This is a genomic window from Clostridium arbusti SL206, assembly GCF_000246895.1.
Classification (GTDB): domain Bacteria; phylum Bacillota; class Clostridia; order Clostridiales; family Clostridiaceae; genus Clostridium_I; species Clostridium_I arbusti.
Map to the genome: position 1 here is coordinate 1 of NZ_BAEV01000077.1, position 19,501 is coordinate 19,501.

Annotated in this window: 16 protein-coding genes, 1 pseudogene and 1 riboswitch; of the genes and pseudogenes, 3 read left to right on the forward strand and 14 right to left on the reverse strand. The window is 29.2% G+C overall.

Annotated features, from left to right (window positions below; genetic code table 11):
* Positions 1-37: 37 nt before the first annotated feature.
* The 12 genes and pseudogenes from metA to cdaA all read right to left on the reverse strand — a co-directional run bounded on the left by metA (position 38) and on the right by cdaA (position 15,153).
* The gene (metA, locus tag RH99_RS13115) at positions 38-955 is read right to left on the reverse strand and encodes a homoserine O-acetyltransferase MetA (RefSeq protein ID WP_010238970.1); all 918 of its coding nucleotides are present in this window, start codon (positions 953-955) and stop codon (positions 38-40) included.
* Positions 956-1,125: 170 nt separating this feature from the next.
* The gene (locus RH99_RS13120; RefSeq protein WP_010238972.1) at positions 1,126-3,489 is read right to left on the reverse strand and encodes a PAS domain-containing hybrid sensor histidine kinase/response regulator; all 2,364 of its coding nucleotides are present in this window, start codon (positions 3,487-3,489) and stop codon (positions 1,126-1,128) included.
* Between the two features lie 27 nt (positions 3,490-3,516).
* Positions 3,517-5,247, reverse strand: a complete 1,731-nt coding sequence (locus RH99_RS13125) for a bifunctional diguanylate cyclase/phosphodiesterase (RefSeq protein ID WP_010238974.1) — start codon at positions 5,245-5,247, stop codon at positions 3,517-3,519.
* Between the two features lie 479 nt (positions 5,248-5,726).
* The gene (gene glmM / locus RH99_RS13130; protein ID WP_010238976.1) at positions 5,727-7,091 is read right to left on the reverse strand and encodes a phosphoglucosamine mutase; all 1,365 of its coding nucleotides are present in this window, start codon (positions 7,089-7,091) and stop codon (positions 5,727-5,729) included.
* Positions 7,092-7,261: 170 nt separating this feature from the next.
* Positions 7,262-8,041, reverse strand: a complete 780-nt coding sequence (locus RH99_RS13135) for a polymer-forming cytoskeletal protein (RefSeq protein WP_010238979.1) — start codon at positions 8,039-8,041, stop codon at positions 7,262-7,264.
* Between the two features lies 1 nt (position 8,042).
* Positions 8,043-8,486, reverse strand: a complete 444-nt coding sequence (locus tag RH99_RS13140) for a DUF4004 family protein (protein ID WP_010238981.1) — start codon at positions 8,484-8,486, stop codon at positions 8,043-8,045.
* Between the two features lie 4 nt (positions 8,487-8,490).
* Positions 8,491-8,535: pseudogene (locus RH99_RS20045) on the reverse strand (hypothetical protein); the annotation flags it as partial.
* A 730-nt stretch (positions 8,536-9,265) separates the two neighbouring features.
* Complete coding sequence (gene buk, locus RH99_RS13145) at positions 9,266-10,333, reverse strand: butyrate kinase (protein ID WP_010238986.1); 1,068 nt, start codon at positions 10,331-10,333, stop codon at positions 9,266-9,268.
* A 20-nt stretch (positions 10,334-10,353) separates the two neighbouring features.
* Positions 10,354-11,259 carry a phosphate butyryltransferase gene (gene ptb / locus RH99_RS13150; RefSeq protein WP_010238988.1) on the reverse strand — a complete coding sequence of 302 codons (906 nt, stop codon included), beginning with the start codon at positions 11,257-11,259 and terminating at the stop codon, positions 10,354-10,356.
* Between the two features lie 153 nt (positions 11,260-11,412).
* The gene (locus tag RH99_RS13155) at positions 11,413-13,050 is read right to left on the reverse strand and encodes an NAD(P)/FAD-dependent oxidoreductase (protein WP_010238990.1); all 1,638 of its coding nucleotides are present in this window, start codon (positions 13,048-13,050) and stop codon (positions 11,413-11,415) included.
* A 76-nt stretch (positions 13,051-13,126) separates the two neighbouring features.
* Entirely contained in the window at positions 13,127-14,335 is a 1,209-nt protein-coding gene (locus RH99_RS13160; RefSeq protein ID WP_010238992.1) for a CdaR family protein, read from the reverse strand.
* Positions 14,308-15,153, reverse strand: coding sequence for a diadenylate cyclase CdaA (cdaA, locus tag RH99_RS13165; protein ID WP_010238994.1), 846 nt, complete (start codon positions 15,151-15,153; stop codon positions 14,308-14,310). Before cdaA ends, RH99_RS13160 begins: the two co-directional genes overlap by 28 nt.
* Positions 15,154-15,353: 200 nt before the next feature.
* Here cdaA and RH99_RS13170 point away from each other — a divergent pair, with 200 nt between their 5' ends.
* The 3 genes from RH99_RS13170 to RH99_RS13180 all read left to right on the forward strand — a co-directional run bounded on the left by RH99_RS13170 (position 15,354) and on the right by RH99_RS13180 (position 17,821).
* Positions 15,354-16,022: a BON domain-containing protein gene (locus tag RH99_RS13170; RefSeq protein ID WP_010238996.1), complete on the forward strand. Its 669-nt coding sequence runs from the start codon at positions 15,354-15,356 to the stop codon at positions 16,020-16,022.
* Between the two features lie 69 nt (positions 16,023-16,091).
* Positions 16,092-17,087 carry a hypothetical protein gene (locus RH99_RS13175; RefSeq protein WP_010238998.1) on the forward strand — a complete coding sequence of 332 codons (996 nt, stop codon included), beginning with the start codon at positions 16,092-16,094 and terminating at the stop codon, positions 17,085-17,087.
* A 40-nt stretch (positions 17,088-17,127) separates the two neighbouring features.
* A riboswitch (cyclic di-AMP (ydaO/yuaA leader) is annotated at positions 17,128-17,248 on the forward strand.
* Positions 17,249-17,254: 6 nt separating this feature from the next.
* On the forward strand, positions 17,255-17,821 hold the full coding sequence (locus tag RH99_RS13180) for a cell wall hydrolase (RefSeq protein ID WP_010239000.1): 567 nt from the start codon (positions 17,255-17,257) through the stop codon (positions 17,819-17,821).
* Positions 17,822-17,913: 92 nt separating this feature from the next.
* On the opposite strand, the gene RH99_RS13185 is transcribed toward RH99_RS13180, so the two are convergent.
* Positions 17,914-18,774, reverse strand: coding sequence for an NAD(P)/FAD-dependent oxidoreductase (locus tag RH99_RS13185; protein ID WP_010239004.1), 861 nt, complete (start codon positions 18,772-18,774; stop codon positions 17,914-17,916).
* 96 nt (positions 18,775-18,870) lie between these two features.
* Positions 18,871-19,182 carry a thioredoxin gene (trxA, locus tag RH99_RS13190; RefSeq protein ID WP_010239006.1) on the reverse strand — a complete coding sequence of 104 codons (312 nt, stop codon included), beginning with the start codon at positions 19,180-19,182 and terminating at the stop codon, positions 18,871-18,873.
* Between the last annotated feature and the right edge of the window lie 319 nt (positions 19,183-19,501).

Here is a 19,501-nt window from a genome sequence, read left to right on the forward strand (position 1 = left end):
TTTTTATAACAAAAAGAACATAAAGTACTATAAGTAGTTACTTTATGTTCTTTAAGTCATATGGTGTTTCTTGATAAACGTAATAGTTCAGCCAATTTGCAAATAATAAATTAGCATGACTTCTCCATCTTACTATAGGTTTTTCATGTGGATTATCTTTTGGAAAATAATTTTTAGGAACCTTTGGATCGAGTCCGTTATCTACATCCCTAACATACTCTTGTTTCAATGTTAAAGGATCATATTCAGAATGTCCTGCCACAAAAATTTGACGTCCATTTTTAGCAGAAACTATATATATCCCCGCATCCTCTGATTCGGCTAAAATAGACAGTTCTGATACACTTTCTATATCCGACCTTCTGAATTCTGAATTTCTTGAATGAGGTGCAAAAAATTCATCATCAAATCCTCTAAGAAGCTTTGTATTTTTCTTCATAACTCTATGCAAAAAAATCCCGGACATTTTTTCATCTAATGGATATTTAGGTATATTATAATGATAATTAAGCCCAGCTTGTGCACCCCAACATATGTGCAAGGTAGAATGAACATTATGTATACTCCATTCCATTATCTCTTTAAGTTCACTCCAATAATTAACATCTTCGAAACTTAATTGTTCTATGGGCGCTCCTGTTATAATTAACCCATCAAATTTTTCTTCTTTAATTTCATCAAAAGTTTTATAATAAGTCATTAAGTATTTTTCTGATACATTTTTAGATACATGAGTTTTAGGATGTAATAACTCAATATCAATCTGTAATGAAGTATTACTAATCAATCTCAAAAGTTGAACTTCTGTATCAATTTTATTTGGCATAAGATTTAAGATTGCAATTTTTAATGATCTAATATCCTGGTGAGATGCCCTGTTTTCAGGCATTATAAATATATTCTCATTATTTAAAATTTCAGCAGCCGGCAAATCATCTCTTATTTTAATAGGCATAGTTTTACTCACCTCTAAAGTTTTATTAACTATTTGACTTTTAGTTGTAATCTAATAATATCTTCCAAAAATAATGATTCATTATGACATCTTTAATTCATTATTTCTTTTCACATCCTTTATTATAGCATATATTATACAAATGGTGAACTAAACTACTTTAGGCAAATTTAAATATACCTTTTTAATACTATTCTCAGTGTATCTATACTAAAGGGCTTTGATATATAATCATCCATACCACATTCAATTGCCTTTTCCCTATCCCCTGCCATTGCATAAGCAGTCATTCCAATAATTGGAGTATGATTTTCTGTCAACTTTTCTGCTTTTCTTATAGTATCTGTTGCCTCAAATCCATTGAGAATTGGCATTTGTATATCCATTAATATTATATCAATATGATTATTTCTATCTTCTACTACCGAAATAGCTTCTTTTCCATTAGAACAACTTATATATTTATATCCTAATTGATTTAAAAACCCCAAGGCTATTTCCCTATTTATTTCATTATCTTCTACTACCAAAATAGTTTTCTCTTTTGGTTCTATAATTTTCTTTTCTTGAAATTCTTTACTATTTTTATTTTCTATATTATTTTCATATCTTTTATTTAAAGAAAATTCAGCGGTGAAATAAAATGTACTCCCCTTTCCTATTTCACTTTCAAACCATATATCACCATTCATCATTCTTACGAGTTCTCTAGATATAGCAAGTCCTAATCCTGTACCGCCATATTTTTTAGTGTAAGTTGTCTCCGCCTGGGTAAATATTTTAAATATTTTATCCTTAAAATCATCCTCTATTCCAATACCTGTATCTTCTATTGAAAATTCTAATTTAACTTTATCAGTATCTTCAAATACCTTATTAACTTTTAAATAGATATGTCCACTATCTGTAAACTTAACAGCATTATTAATTAAGTTAATTAATATTTGATTTAATCTCACAACATCACCAATTAAATCATATTTGATAAATGGATCCAAATAATACATTATTTCAATTCCCTTTTTGCGTGCTATTACAGATAATTCCTTTATAATCATATCTATTACTTCTCTTATGTTAAAGACCTCAAAGTTTAATTGTAATTTTCCTGACTCTATTTTTGAAATATCGAGAATACTATTTATAATATCCAATAGATGATTTGATGAACTTTTGAGTATATCTAAGTATTCAATTTGTTGTTTGTTTAGTTGTGTAAATTCAAGTAACTGTGCTACCCCTAATATACCATTCATAGGAGTTCTTATTTCATGGCTCATATTAGCAAGAAATTGACTTTTAGCAGCATTAGCTTTATCCGCTTCTTGCTTTGCCATTTCTAACTCATCATAGTTTGTCCTAAGTTCTTCCTCTGTAGCAGTAAGTTCCTCATACACAGCAGTAAGTTCTTCATATCTTTGAGAAAGTTCACGTTCTCTTAATGTAGACTCTGTAATGTCCGTTAATAATACAGCAATTTGTCCATTCATAGGTGCATAAACATATATACCAAAATACTTATTGAGCTTTTTATCATGAAATTTAAAATTTTTAGGTTTTTTAGTTATAGCCACCTCTGCATATTCTTTCATAAGAATATCAGCTGTCTCTGGATAAGCTTCGGATATATTTTGTCCAATGATTTTATCCAATTTTACTTTCGTATAATCAACAAAGCTATTATTAGCATCTATAATCTTGTAATTGATTGGTTTTCCTTCATTCCAAATAATTTCATATAAAATAGCTCCCTGATTCATACATTTATACAATAATTTATATTTTTCTTTACTCCTTATTAAATTGTCTTTAAGTTTTGTTCTTTCCGTAATATCTGTTGCTATAGTTGATGCACCAATTATATTTCCATCTATGTTATAAATTGGAGAAATCGTAACTGAAACATTAATAATTTTATCATCTTTTCTTCTTCTGATAGTTTCATAATGATCTATTTTTTCTCCATTCTTTATTCTTTCTAAAATTTTGTCAATATCATCTTCACTTTCTTTTGGTACAATAATAGAAATATGCTTACCAATTATGTCTTCTTTTTTATATCCATACATAATTTCAGCACCATGATTCCAACTTTCAATAATGCCATTTATATTTTTTCCAAAAATAGCATTATCCGAAGACTCTACTATATAAGCTAAATTTCTATGTTTTTCCTCTGCAAGTTTTCGCTTTGTTATATCTCTTATACTTTTTATAATATATTTATTTTCTCCGTTTTCCACTCTGGAAGATTTAATTTCAGCAAGAAAAGTAGAGCCATCTTTTTTATAATGCCAAGTTTCTATATCCATATCACTTAGTTTAGCTTCTTCAAATTGTAATTCTATACGCTTATCAAACCTTTTCAATTGGAAAAGGTGCATATTTAAAAATTCTTTATAACTGTATCCATAGATTTTAATAGCTGCCTTATTAGCAAAAAATATTTTTCCATTATAATCAGTAAGTAAAATTACTTCACGTGTATTATCAATAATATCTGTGTATAAATTCAACTTTTGTATAATATCCACTTAAAAATATTCCTCCTACCTTTTAATTTAATCAAATTTATTATTAAGCATAAACTTTTCAATTTCATCTTTAGGTAAAGGCTTACTATAATAATATCCTTGAATACAATCGCATCCCATCTCATATAGTTCTCCCTTTTGCATCCCATCCTCTACTCCCTCAGCAATAACCTCATAGTTTAGGTTCTTGGCTAAATTAATTATACAATTTACTATGGCTTTGTGCCTGCTATCTTCATTAATATTATCTATAAATGATTTATCAATTTTTAATGTATTTATAGGAAGCGCCGTGAGATAATTCAAAGAAGAATATCCTTTTCCAAAATCATCTAAAGAAACTTTAATCCCAATACTTATAAGTTCATTTAATAAGTCGGCATTTTTTTCAATAGATTCAATTAATGTTCCTTCAGTTATTTCTAATTCTAAAAATTCAGGGTTTAAATCATTTTTAGATATAGCTTTATTAACTATCTCCAGGAAGTATTTCTTCTTCATTTGGACAGGTGATATATTTATAGAAATTTTTTGAAAATCATATCCTTTATCAATCCACTCTTTACACTGTTTACAAGAACTATTAAGAACCCATTCTCCTATTTTCAAAATCAATCCAGTTTCCTCTGCGATGGGAATAAATTCTTCTGGTGAAATAAATCCAAGCTTAGCGGACTTTAGTCTTAATAATACTTCTAGTCCACTGATTTTATTATTTTTTATATTTATTTGAGGCTGGTAGTATAATTCAAATCCATTACTATTTAGAGCATCTCTAAGACAACTTTCTATTTGACCTTTTATCATAATTGATTTTTCTATTTTATCATCATAAAATGAATAATCATCTTTCCCATTGATTTTAGTATTATGCATAGCAGTATCAGCATGTTTTAATATATCTGATACACATCTGCCATGTTCTGGGAAAGTAGCTATACCAATACTTACAGAACAATAAACTTGCATTTCTCTGACCTCAAAGGGATTTTTAAAACTTTTAATTATATTCTCTGAAATATCACTTAAGATTCCCTTACTTTCAATGTCAGGTATAAGTATTGCAAATATATCTCCACTAAACCTTGAAACTAACCCATACCGTATAATTGATAACTTTAATAATTCTGAAGCTATTTTTAATAATAAATCACCATAATCATGACCTAAAGTATCATTTACCTTCTTTAAATTATCTATACCAATAAAAAGAACTGTACCTTTGCCTTTATTTATAGATTCATTTAATAAGGAAGAAAAGTATATATTATTTGGCAATCTTGTTAACAAATCATGATATGCTAAATATTCAATTCGTTCTTCCACTATTTTTCTATCCGTAGTATCCGTGATTGAACCAGCCATCCATATTGGATTTTCTTTAGGGCTCTTAAGAGATTTTCCTCTCATAAAAATCCATTTTTCATGTCCATTTTTTGTGCATACTTTAAATTCACTTTGAAAATACAGAGACTTGTCTTTTAAATGATCTTTTAATTCCAATTTAACTTTCTCTTTAAAATCTATATGAACTATTTTCTCTATAAAATCATTCATACTATTTATATTATCTAAATTAAAGTCAATCACTAGTTCATAGTTTCCAAGCATACTAAACTTATTATTTTCTATATTCCATTCCCACATAATATCATTAACTGCTTCTAACATTAACTTATATTTAGCCTCATTATTTAAATTTAAAGTTTCGTTTTCTTCATTTTGAAATTTACGTAAGTTATCACCTAAGTTTTTCACTTATTACCACCTACTCAATTTATTTAAATTTCACATGTTACACATAATTCCTACAATATGTTACATATAACTATAATTTTACCACGTTTATTATCTTCTGTGAACAAATAATTTCCATACAAGTAAAATATCGACCTTTTTCTTATTTACATTATATATTTTATTACTTTTTCATATTAGTAATTATTTCTATTTTGAATATAGAAAAATAAAGAGTCTTTATTCCTGTGTTTCCTTCATGATTTTCGACAATATTTTTTTATTTCAGTGAACTCGTTTCAGCAAGCTGCAACATCGGGAAATCAGTTGGGGACTCTACCCCATCTGATTGAAAAGTCTCACCTACACTTCGCTTAGAGGTGGAGGTATTAACCTTTAATGCATGAAAAGATAAAACATTAAGCTTTCGCTATAATATTTTTTACAAATAATAAAGTAGCTAGTGAAAATAATAATCTTATTTTCACTAGCTACTTTATTTAACCTTCTAGCACAGTGTCATTAGCCTTTTCTTCTATAAGACTTGCTAAAGAATGAGCCATTTCGTCAAGTTCAATCTGATTTTCACCTTCAAGCATTACTCTTACTAGTGGTTCTGTACCAGATGGTCTTATAAGAACTCTTCCTGTACCCTTAAGTCTCTCTTCTATCTTTTGTATTTCATTTACTATTTCATCATCATCTATATATATGTTCTTTTTGTCATTAGGTATAGTAGCATTTGCCAATACTTGAGGAAGCTTTTTCATCATTCCTGCAAGTTCAGATAAAGTATTAGAACTATTTTTTATTATTGATGATAGTTGAAGTCCAGTAACAAGTCCATCTCCAGTAGTGTTATAATCTAGGAATATTATATGTCCTGACTGTTCACCGCCTAGTTTATAACCTTGTTTTAACATTTCCTCTAGAACATATCTATCTCCAACTTTTGTCTTAACTGTATTTATGTTTTCTTTATCAAGTGCAATAAAAAGCCCCATATTGCTCATTACCGTAACTACCACTACATTCTCATTTAATTTTCCCTTATCCTTTAAATACTTGCCACATATGCCAAGTATAAAGTCACCATCTATTAGATTACCTTTTTCATCTACAGCAAGACATCTATCCGCATCGCCATCAAAAGCAAGACCCAAATCGCATTTCTTTTTCACTACATACTCCATAAGCTCTTCTGGATGAGTAGAACCACAGCATTTGTTTATATTTATGCCATCAGGATCATTGTTAATTACAACTATTTCTGCACCAAGATCTCTAAAAGTTTTAACTGCACTCTTATAGCTTGCTCCATTAGCACAATCTAGAGCTATCTTCATTCCCTTAAGATCACAATCAATTGTACCCTTTGCAAATTCTATATAATCTTCAAATGCTGAATCCTCTATTACTTTTCTTCCTAAGTTTCCACCTGAAGGTGAAGGAATTTCTTTACATTCATTTTCAATTACACTTTGTATTTGATCTTCTAGTTCATCTGAAAGTTTATAGCCTTGTGAATTAAAAAACTTTATTCCATTGTACTCTACAGGATTATGTGAAGCTGATATTACAACTCCAGCATCTAGTTTATACTTTCTTGTTAAATAAGCTATAGCCGGTGTAGGTATTACCCCAACACATACTGCCTCTGCTCCTACCGAAAGTATCCCTGATACAAGTGCTGATTCTAACAAATCCTTAGATATTCTTGTATCTGTTCCAACTAATATTCTTGGCTTATGTGATCCTTTTGATAACACGTACGCACCTGCTCTACCAAGACTATATGCAATCTCTGGTGTTAATTCATAGTTTGCTATACCTCTTACACCATCTGTGCCAAACATCCTACTCATAATATTTTCAACCTCACTCTATCAATGAATCTTAATTAACATAAGTTTATTTATAAGCATTTTACAAAAATACTCATGGCTAACATTATATCATATTAATATTCGTCAAACAATTATATGGTTACTAATTGTCAATATGCAGTATATATGATATGACATATACATATAAATTATACTCTTACCTGTTTCTCCACTATTCCACCATCTATAATCTTTATTTCTCCGCTATATTCTACCTTTTCTACATAACATCCTTTTCCTATAATAACATTATTCCCCCTAACCACCTTTGTAGTTGTTCCTTCAAGATAAATATTATCTCCCTCTACGGACTCAGTTATAAACTCTCTTCTGTAGGAGAACATAGTCTTTAAAAGTTTAGCAACTAATGAATCATCAAATGCTGATAACTTAACACTTATATTTTCCCCACCTATCTCTTTAGCTTTACACTTACCATGTAAATATATATCAACTTCACCTGCATTTAAAAGCCCTTCAATCTTTATAGCACCATGAGCTTTAAAAACTTCACTTTCGCAATCTTTTCCTATGCTTAATCCTCCCGATACCTCTATTTCTTCCGCAAATAAATTTCCATTAATATTACTACTTCCAGATATTCTTATCTTTTTAGTTCTTACATCACCAGAAATACCAGAAGAACCACTAACTTTAAATTCACTAGCATCCATATTTCCATCTACATTCATTGAACCACTAACTTTAATTTCTTCTGTAGTAACATTACCCTTTATTTTAGAAGAACCACTAAAATTTATTTGTTTTGATAGTATATTACCTGTTATATCTGACGAACCACTGCATTTTAAAGCATTACAATCTAAATCACCATTTATAGAACCCGAGCCACTTATCTTAACTTCATCATATATGCCACCGCCTACAGACCCTGAACCTGAAATTTTAAGATTTTGTCTATCTTCCATTTTAAAACAGCTCCTTAATCCTTAATTTTAATTCCTCTATAACCTGACTAATATTTATCCTCATTACAATCTTTAATAATTTCTCAAAATATATTTGGTTTGCATCTAAAGAAATAATACATACTCCTACACCCATTTTTCTTACAAATAATATTTCACAACTTTTTCCTGAGTATTTATTATAATTATCTTGTAGTGTTTGAAGAACATTTTTACCTTCTTCAATTGAAATACTACCCTCAACCAAAAACTTTTGTAATATACTCATATACAATATCTCATTAAAGGAATACTCTGAAATCATTGAATTAAATTCTTTATATATTTCTACAATATTTTTCATTATAATTTCCTTTTCAACAAGTTCACTATAAGAAACTTTTATATCCGATACCTCATCAGAAAAAACTCGTGCCAACTCATCAAGAGATACATCGTCCTTCATATTTTTATTCTTTTCCTACTCTTTCAAGAATTTTTTCTCTAGGAAAAAATGTCTCTTGTCCAGTAAAGGAAGATTTTTTTTAAACCATTCTTCTGGAATCAAATTTTTTCTTTTCCATCTATAAAGTTGGCCATAGGATATACTTGTTAATTCTAAAAGCTCTTTTTTAGAAATTAACCTTTCTTCCATAATATCACCTCGTAGATTTAGTGTAACATAACATTGTTACGTTGTAAATAATATAAATAGCTTTTTTCCTAAAGCAATAAAGTATTACTATTGGTAGTCATGTGATATTAACATAAATTAAGGCACATTCAAATAAATAACTAGTCAGTATACTAGTCTATTTTGAATCCTACAACGTCAACAGAACCCTCAGATAACTCACTATCCTCAGAACCCGTTTCCTTGTAGACTTCAAAATATCCGTCGCATCTTTGACTTACTATTTATTTTCATATGCCTTATTGAAAAATTTAAAACCTTCCTTAGCTAATCAATCTATATAATCTATAAAAGACTGTTGATTTTTTAACTAAAGAAGGCTCATATATTTTATATTATTGTTAAAATAACTACCATTAGTAGTAATGAAAACATTTTAAAAGTGCTTAAATATTTTTCTTATATATGCTCTAATAACTTATAATAGCTATTATAGTTATATTAGCCATTATAGCTATATTGTTCATTTTTTAACTAATAAATGTATACATAGCTTATATATTTGTTAAAATAACTACTATAAATGGCAAATAAAATAATTTAATTACTATTTATACATATTCTTTTGCCTTTTCTTCACCTCTTAAGACTCTAAGTGCACCTTGAGCCAATGCTAAAAGTTCATCTTCTCCAGGATAAACTACTACTGGAGCGATAAAAGAAACTCTTTCTGTAATCTTACCTGTAATACCTTTATTATAAGCTATTCCACCAGTAAGAAGTATTGCATCTACTTTTCCTGATAACACAGCTGCATCTTGACCAATTTCTTTTGCTATTTGATATATATATGCATCATATATTAGCTTTGAATCTTTATCACCAGCATCTGCTTTGTCAGCTACAACTTTGAAGTCATTTGTATCTGCGTAGCCTACAGCTCCACCCTTACCATTAATCTTTTTCTTCATTTCTTCATGAGTTACTTCTCCACTATAAGCAAGATCAATTAAATCTCCAAGTGGAACTCCACCACTTCTTTCTGGTGAAAATGGACCTTCTCCTGTAAGGGCGTTATTTACATCAATTACCTTTCCCTTGCAATGAGCTCCAACAGATGTTCCTCCACCCATATGGGCAACAATAAGATTTAAATCTTCATATTTTACGCCTTTTTCCTTTGCATATCTTTTAGCAACTGCTTTTTGATTTAATGCATGGAATATACTTCTTCTCTTTATATCAGGCATTCCTGAAAGCCTTGCTACATCCTGCAATTCATCAACGGTTACAGGATCTACTATAAATGCTGAAACTCCAATTTCTTTTGCTATTTCATTGGATATAATTGCACCTAGATTTGATGCGTGTTGTCCTTGAACTCCAAATTTTGAATCTTCAAGTATTGAATCATTAACCGTATATGTACCACTTTCTATAGGCTTTATGATTCCGCCTCTTCCAACTACTGCATTTAAAGTTTTAATGTCTATATTTTTTTCCTTTAAGAAATTCAATATTACTTCTTTTCTAAATTGGAATTGATCATATATTGTAGCATATTTAGCTATTTCATCTGCTGAATGTTTTAAATTTTCCTCTAAAATTTGATTTTCATCTTCATAAACTCCAATTTTTGTTGAAGTAGAACCTGGGTTGATTATTAATAATTTATACATTATATGTCCCCCTTTATACTCTATTTATGACTTGCAACTAATGCTGCAAGAGCAATTGAATACATTTTTGTTTCATGGCTGTCTGCTCTTGATGTTAATATAACTGGAGCTGAAGTTCCAACTAATATACCTCCATTTTTTGAGTGAGTTGTATAAGTTAAAGTTTTATACATAACATTACCTGTCTCTATATTTGGTAATAAAAGAACATCTGCTTTACCAGCTACTGCACCTTTTATATTTTTATGTTTCGCTGCCTCTTCACTTAATGCATTATCTAGTGCATATGGTCCATCAACTATACATCCTTTAAATTGTCCTCTGTCACTCATTTTTGAAAGCATAGCTGCATCTAATGTGGCTGGCATATTTTCATTTACTACTTCAACAGCACATATAGGAGCTACCTTTGGTTCTTCAATTCCTACTGCATGAGCTACTTTTACTGCGTTGTTTATTATTTGTATTTTATCCTTAAATGTTGGATACATGTTAAAAGCAGCGTCTGTCAAAAATAATAATCTGTTAAAAGCTTCTGTTTCAAAAACAGCTACATGAGACATAAGTTTTCCAGTTCTAAGACCAACTTCTTTATTAAGTACTGATCTCAAGAAAGTTGCTGTATCAACTAAACCCTTCATTACCATATCGGCTTTACCCTGTGAAACAATTTCTACAGCTTTTAATGTAGCTTTTTTAACATTTGGCTCATCTACTATCTTAAACTGATTTATATCCATTCCAATCTTAAGTGCAATGGATGTTATTTCATTTTTGTCTCCAACTAAAATTGCTTCTGCTATGCCATTTTTCTTAGCATCTCTTATAGCTTCTAATACTGGTGTATCCTGTGCCACTGCAACAGATACTGTCTTTATGTCTTTACTCTTAACCTTTAACAAAACCTCTTCAAAACTTTTAATCATATTATTAGCACCTCTTCTTAATTATTTTTAGTATTATATATAACAAATAATTCTAAACATTAAAAAATAGTATTTTATAGTAATGTCAATATTAAAAAACTTATATTTCCATTTTATCAAAGATTTAATAAAAATATTATTTTTTCAGAAAATTTAGTTAAAAGGTTTATATTTTCTAATTATAGCTTCTGCACATTTTAATCCATCTACAGCTGCTGACATTATTCCTCCTGCAAATCCTGCACCCTCTCCGCTTGGAAATAATCCATTAATAGATACACTTTCAAGTTTCTCATTTCTCATTATCTTTACAGGAGCAGAAGTCCTAGTCTCAATTCCTGTCAAAATTGCATCATGATCACTAAATCCCTTAATTTTTTTATTAAAATTTAATATTCCGTCTTTCAATGTATCAATTACATATTGAGGCAAACAAGTATTTAAATTAGTAAGTTTATAACCTGGTTTATAGCTAGGTTCAATTCCACCAATACTTTTACTAGCTTTATCTCTTAAAAAGTCTCCAACAAGTTGTACAGGTGCATTAAAATTTCTTCCACCAGCAATAAATGCCTTTTCTTCATAGTATCTTTGCATCTCCATACCCCAAAGTGGATAATTCTCAGAAAGTCCTCTATTGTTAAAATTATAACACTCTTTTCTAAAATCATCTACCCCTACTGTTACTACTAAACCTGAATTTGCATTTTTTTTATTTCTATTATGGTAACTCATTCCATTGGTAGCTAACCTTCCTTGTTCTGAAGCTGCGGCCACAACTTCACCTCCAGGGCACATACAAAAACTGTATATAGATCTTTTAGTAATATTCGATGTATAAGTAAGTTTATAGTCTGCTGTCTTTAATCTAGGATGATTTGCATATTTACCATATTGATTTTCATTTATCATATGTTGTGAATGTTCAATTCTAACACCTATAGCAAAAGGTTTTGCTTCCATTACAATATTATTTTTATAAAGCATATCATAGGTATCTCTAGAACTATGCCCTATAGCTAAAATTAAAGCTTCACAATTAATTTCTTCTCCATTTATAATTACTGATCTAACACTTTTATCTTTAGTAATTATATTTTCTAATTTACTATTAAATCTAACTTCTCCTCCAAGAGCTATTACCTTTTCTCTTAAATTTTTCACCACATTTTTCAATATATCTGTACCTATATGAGGCTTTCCCTCATAAGATATTTCTTCCGGTGCTCCAAATTTTATAAATTTGTTAATTACATAACTACATCTTTTATCCTTAATTCTAGTTGTCAGTTTGCCATCAGAAAATGTACCCGCTCCACCTTCCCCAAACTGAACATTGGATTCAGTATTAAGTTCTCCTGTCCTCCAAAAATGATCTACAGTTTTAGTCCTATTCTCTACGTTCTGCCCTCTTTCAAATACTATTGGTCTATATCCTTTTTCAGCTAGAATTAAAGCTGCAAACATTCCTGCTGGGCCCATTCCCACTACTATTGGTCTACTACTTAGTTTCAAATCTCCAAGAACTAAATCTTCTTTATTATTATCTTCTTCAAATTTAATGTCTTTATCATTTAGCCTATTAATTATCTTACTCTCTTTTTCTAAACTAACTTCTACTGAATAATTAAATTTTATATTATTCTTTTTTCTAGCATCCACTGACTCTTTTAATATCTTAAAATTTTTAATATTGTTCTCTGATACTTTAAGCTTTGAAGCTGTTTTACTTTTTAAACTTAAGATATCTTCTTCTATATTTAAAGTTAAATTATTAATCCTAATTGACATTTTGTCCTCCAATTATTTTTTATATCACTCTAACTGCTTATTATTATAAGTAACGACCTTACGCAGCATATTCTTCTTATTTTTTAACAATGGTCACCTTTACTGTACTTGGATCAGATGCTATGTTAGTTACCCCTTGTGGAAGTGCCACAGAAACTTGCACATTATGGGTTCCTTCCTGTAATGACGTACAATCTACATTACATTTTATATCTCCATCTTTTATTGAATTTATTACAGACTCATCACCAGACACTGTAATGTTCTCTTTATCATTATCTAAAGATGCGTTAAACCCTGAAGGTACATTTATAAAATTAATATTTGATGAAAATGTTTTTTGTATTATTCCTTCTACAGTTGCCTTAACATTTATATAATTGTCACCACTAAGTGTGCTAATACCATTAGGTAGACTTAGCTTCACATTTATAGTTTTGTTCTCAGTTATTTTTGATAAATCTATAGGCACTGTATCTATACTTGACACCTTATTAAGGCTATCATTATCTCCAATTACATCTATAGTAGACTGTACAGGTGTTAATGATTTTATATTGACACCATTCGTAACTTGCCCGGTTGTTTTTATATTTATACTTACAGACTTGGCTTTCTTTATAGGTATTGTAACATTCACATTCTGTGGCTGAACCTTTACATTTGCTACTATCTTCCCAGCTCCATCTACAGCCTGCAACGGAACACTTAAATCTACATCTTTATTAAAATTTGCTACATTTGCATTAATTATTACATTTTTAACCATATTCACGAATTTACCTGGTCCACTCACAATTGCATCTGAGGGACTTATTACTGCCTCTGATGAATAATACCCTTCTTTTGGTGAACCCTCTATCTTCGCCTTTACAGATACAGTTTTTTGGTGTAAATCATCTAAATTCACATCTACCCACATAGCATTATTATTTTCTATATTAATATTATTGGGATAGTGAACAATCTGAACTGGAATTCTATTATCACCTTTTTTAACAGCATATTCACTCATATCCGCTACAATTTTAAAATCCTCAGGCCTTGCTCTCATAACTTCTAAATCAGTTCCTCTCAATGTTAACGATACATTAAAATTTTGATCAGGAGAAAGTGTTAGTTTAGATTGTGCTAATGCATCTGTATTTATTAGTTCTACAGAAACACTCTTTAATTTGTAGGTTTTTATAGGATTTTCCCAATTTGAAATGTAAAGCCATAGACAAAACGCAGCGATTACGCAGCATATCTTTATTATTATCTGCTGTTTAGTTTTTTTCTCCACGTTTTCACCTTCTCTTTAAATGAATTATTTCTTGAAAACCTAATAAGAATTATCCTTATCAAAATATCTTTTAATTTCTCCTTAGTATATCCTCTAGTTAATTTTCCGTTAATAGCAAGCGAAACTACTCCCGTTTCCTCCGATACCACTATTACAAGAGCATCTGAATTTTCGGATATTCCAAGTCCAGCTCTATGTCTTGTTCCAAGTTTTTTACTTATATCATAATTAGATGAAAGTGGTAAAAAACAGCCTGCTGCTAGTACTCTATCATTCCTAATTATCGTAGCTCCATCATGAAGTGGAGTGTTTACTACAAATATATTTTCTAAAATTGCAGAGGATACAATACCTTCAATCTTAGTTCCTGTACTCATTATATCTTCAAGTTTTGTTCTTTGCTCAATTACAATAAGTGCACCCGTCCTAGTTTTTGCCAGATTATAAACAGCATTCACTATTTGAGTTATAACCTCTTCCATTTTTTCTTTATTTTCCAAAATATGTACATCAGTAAAAGCACTTCTTCCCAAGTGCTCTAAAGCTCTTCTAATCTCTGGCTGAAAAATTATTATTATGGACAATACTCCAATTGTTATCGTTCTCTCAAGTATCCAATTAAGCATGGTAAGATGAAAAATACTACTAACTGGAATCAATAAAAGTATTAATAATATACCTTTCAAAAGCTGCACAGCTCTGGTTTCTCTTATCAACATATACGCTTTATAAAATATATATGATACTACTAATATATCCAATATAGACCATGCATTTATTGCTTTCACTGCACCAACTATCATATTTATAATGTCCATAATTTCACCTCTTTAATATAGCCTATTAACAATTATACACTATTGTAACTCAATGTAGTATATCATGATAAAATTTTATAAAATATTAATATAAATTCTTGGAATACTATTTATAAATAGTTTTATTACAATGTAACAAACGAAATTCCAATATTCATATTTTGTAATAAAATTATATATTTAGAAAGGTTGGTGTTTTTATGAATGTCAATGATAGACTGATGGAAGATGCAATAAGATCATCACTAGCAAGTGCTATGAAAGTAACTTCAAAAGATATAAAGGTAAGATCACTTAATGGAATTGTTTCTTTACAGGGATTTGTAAATGTATTAGCAGAAAAAAATAGAGCTGAAGAAGTAGCCTATAAAATTGAAGGTGTTAAAGAAGTTAAAAACGATATTACTATATCTCTAGACGGTGGAGAAAGTGATAAAGAACTAACAAATCTTGTTAATTCAAATTTAAGAAATAGTGCTTTTAAAAACAGAATTTTATCTGTTACAGCAAAAGTTTCAGGTGGAAATGCAATTTTAATTGGTGATGTAGAAACAGAGAGAGATAGACAAATTGCTATAAGTGAAGCTAATAAAACTTTTGGTGTTAGAAGTGTAGTAAGTTCAATTAATCTTGCTTCTTTTAAAGATGATACTTCTCTAACTAATGATATAAATATGCTTCTAATGGAATCTAAAATAAATGTAAATGATATTTCTGCTGTTGTTCTCCGTGGTAAAGTATCTATATCAGGATATGCTGAGAAAGAAGAGGATATCAATAAACTTGTGACGTTAGTACAATCAATACCCGGAATAAAAGAAGTTAATAATAAATTGAAATTATATAAAATAGGTACTGGTATTTCATAAATTTAGTATAAATATTAAACTTTATAAATATTAATATTAATATAAGATATTAAAGGGGTGGGGATTTTTATGTTTGATAAAAATAAGAAAAAAATTATTATTTTATCAGCCGCAATTACTTTCAACATATTTTTATTAATATTTATAGTTTTTAATCTTTTTACCTTAAATCAATACAATAAATATAAGAAACAACTCGTTACATATATTGGAACTATATATAAAATAAATTCTAATGTTTCTATTATTAACAATGGACAAACTATTGATATAGAAAAAGCAAAAGATAAGCTACCTTATGTGATAAATTCTTTAATAAAAGTAAACTTAGAATTAGAAAATTATAATAGTGATCCTAGATATAAGAGTTCATTTAGTTCACTTAAATTGGGATTAGATAATAACATATTGATGTACAAGCAGTTATTTTCTATAGTGAACAATCCAGAGGCAATGGATATAAATACTTCTATGAAGAATGTCATTAACTACAAAAATAACTGTGAAAATTATTATTCTTCCATAGGTTCAAATGATAAATCTTTTGGACTTCCAAAGGATAGTACTATACTAATAAGCAATACTTCTAGTTATGTTTCAGATCTTATAAAAGTAAAAAAGGATAGAGATATATCTAATACGCAAAATATGGAATTTGAAAATAACTTAACTGATATATTAACAAAATTCAATTCTATAAAAGCTGATTTATCTTACTATTCAGATAGTGCAAGAAAAAACACTATATCCTATGACAATGCTATTGCTAAAGTACAAGATAATAAATATCGTTTTAGTTCAGTAACACAACAATTTTCTCAAATAAATGTACCATCAAATCAAATCGAAATATACACTAGCTTTAAAAATGTTTTTGACGACTATAATTCCTATGTAGATAGCTTTTGTTCTGCTTTAAAAAATGAAAAAGTTGCTGCTAACTCAAAAGATAGTTTATTAGATGCATCACTACTGTATAAAGATGCTAATAATAAATATACTATTATGAGTAAAGACTTTAACGCTTTAAAAGATAATTTTAAAAATTTTATAAATAATAATTAAATATAAATTTTTTTCAATATTGTATTATTTTTTTATTATAGGGTACAATATCATTAGCCTAAGTCATACGGGGGAACCAGTTTTTGGGGTGAATCGCTATTAGCGTAGGTTATGCCTTTACCAAACCCGTCAGCTAACCTCGTAGAATAAAAGGAGGAAGAATATAAATGAAAAAAAGCATTTGGGCTATTGTTTTTATTGTACTTTTAGGGTTGTTACCCTCGTGCATTGTAAATGCACAAACAATAGAACCTTCAAATGATAATAAGCCTTCTCGAAACAGTGCAAACAGAGGAGCTAGGAATCTCTATAATGAGAAATCCGATTCTGTAGAAGTATTTAATTCTGATGGAAGAACTTTTACCGTAACAAGGGAGGATATAGATTTAATGGCGAAAGTAGTATATGCAGAAAGTAACGCTGAGCCTTATGAGGGTAAAGTTGCTGTAGCTTCTGTAATACTTAATAGGCTAAGAAATAAAAGTTTTCCCAAAAGTGTAAATGATGTTATTAAACAAAAGTATGCATTTTCTTGCGTAATAAATGGTAACATTAATGCTAATCCAAATAAAGACTGTTATAATGCAGTTTTTGATGCTCTTGACGGAAATGATCCTACTACGAACGCTCTATTTTTTTATAACCCTAAGACAGCCCGTTCAAGTTGGATGCTTAATATAAAAAAATCTAATGTAAAACCAATAGGCAACCATACTTTCTTTGTAGTAAATTAAACTATTAAGAAAAACTGCATATTAAAACATAAAAGCCTCACCAGAATATATTGGTTGAGGCTTAAAATTATTCTTTATCTTTACGTGTAAACTTACTTAATTGAAGACAAATAATTTACTGCACTTAAGGCAGCAATTTGACCTTCTCCAGCTGATTTTATGTATTGATAAGGCGTTCCTACACAATCTCCGGCTGCAAAACATCCATCTATATTAGTTTTCATATTTTTATCAACCTTTATGTGTTCATCTTCTATTAAAAGTCCTGGCACAAGCTGTGAAGGAGCTACACTTTCCTTTAATATAAATACTCCATCTGTTTTTATTTCATCAGATTTCAAAATTAATCTTTCTACTTTTTCGTCTCCAGTTATTTCTATGGGTTTATCTTTCAATATTTCTACTTTATTAACTAATTCATAGTTTTCTTTGTACATAGGTATATAGTATAATTTTGATGCAAGCTCACTTACATAGTTTGCTTCCTTTTCAGCCTCTCTCGTATACCCAACTATTGTTACAACTTTATTTCTATATAAAGGAGCGTCACAAGTAGCACAATATCCAACGCCTTTGCCTAAAAATTCTTCTTCCCCTTTTAATGGTTTAGTAAATTCCATTCCAGTTGCAAGAATAATAGTTTTCGCTTCGTAGGCTTTTTCATTTACCATAAGCGTAAAATAATCTCCCATAGCATAAACAGCATTTATTCTTTCCTCTGTAATTTCTATACCCATTTTATCAATATGTTCTGTAAACTTATCCTTTAACTCTTCTCCTGAGATATCATAAAAGCCTAAGTAATTGTTTACTTTAGGCGCCTTGCACAATTTAAAGCTTAAGTTCTTATTTCCAAATAAAATTATATTTTTATTTCTTATTTTAGCATTAACAGCTGCAGATAATCCTGCTGGTCCACTCCCTATTATTGCTATATCATAACGTTCTTCCACTATTATCATCTCCTAATATTAATGAATATTACTTAGCTGAATAAATAATTAGGTGTAGAATTAATAATTAACATTAATTCTACACCTCCTAAAACACTATATGTGTTTTTCAAGCACTTCTTTCAATGCTGCTTTAGGTCTAAATCCAACTAATGTCTCAGCTATGTTTCCATCTTTAAATACTAATACAGTTGGAATGCTTGCTATTTTATAGTTACTTGAAACTACTGGATTTTCATCTACATTTACTTTTAAAAATTTAGCTCTACCTTCTAATTCTCCTGATAATTCGTTAATTACAGGTCCAAGCATCTTACATGGTCCACACCAAGCTGCCCAAAAATCTACTACTACTGTTCCACTTTTAACTTCTTCTTGGAAATTAGCATCATTAATATCTTTAACCATTGAAAATTCCTCCTTTTAGCATCCCCCTAAAGGTATACCATATAAAATAATTGTAAAACTGAATAAGTAATTGATTTATATATTTAATTTTAAATCTATCTTTATACTATTTATAAAATATTATATATTATTTAATATTTATTATCAATAAAATATATTCCATAACAATCCACATTTTAATTATACATCATATATATCTTTACAACCACTAAATATATATTATTCCCATATATATTTTAAATATTATACAAATAAGTTTTCTTAATTTTAGTGAAACATTAAAATAATATTTTATAAAATAAATTATCATACTACGTGT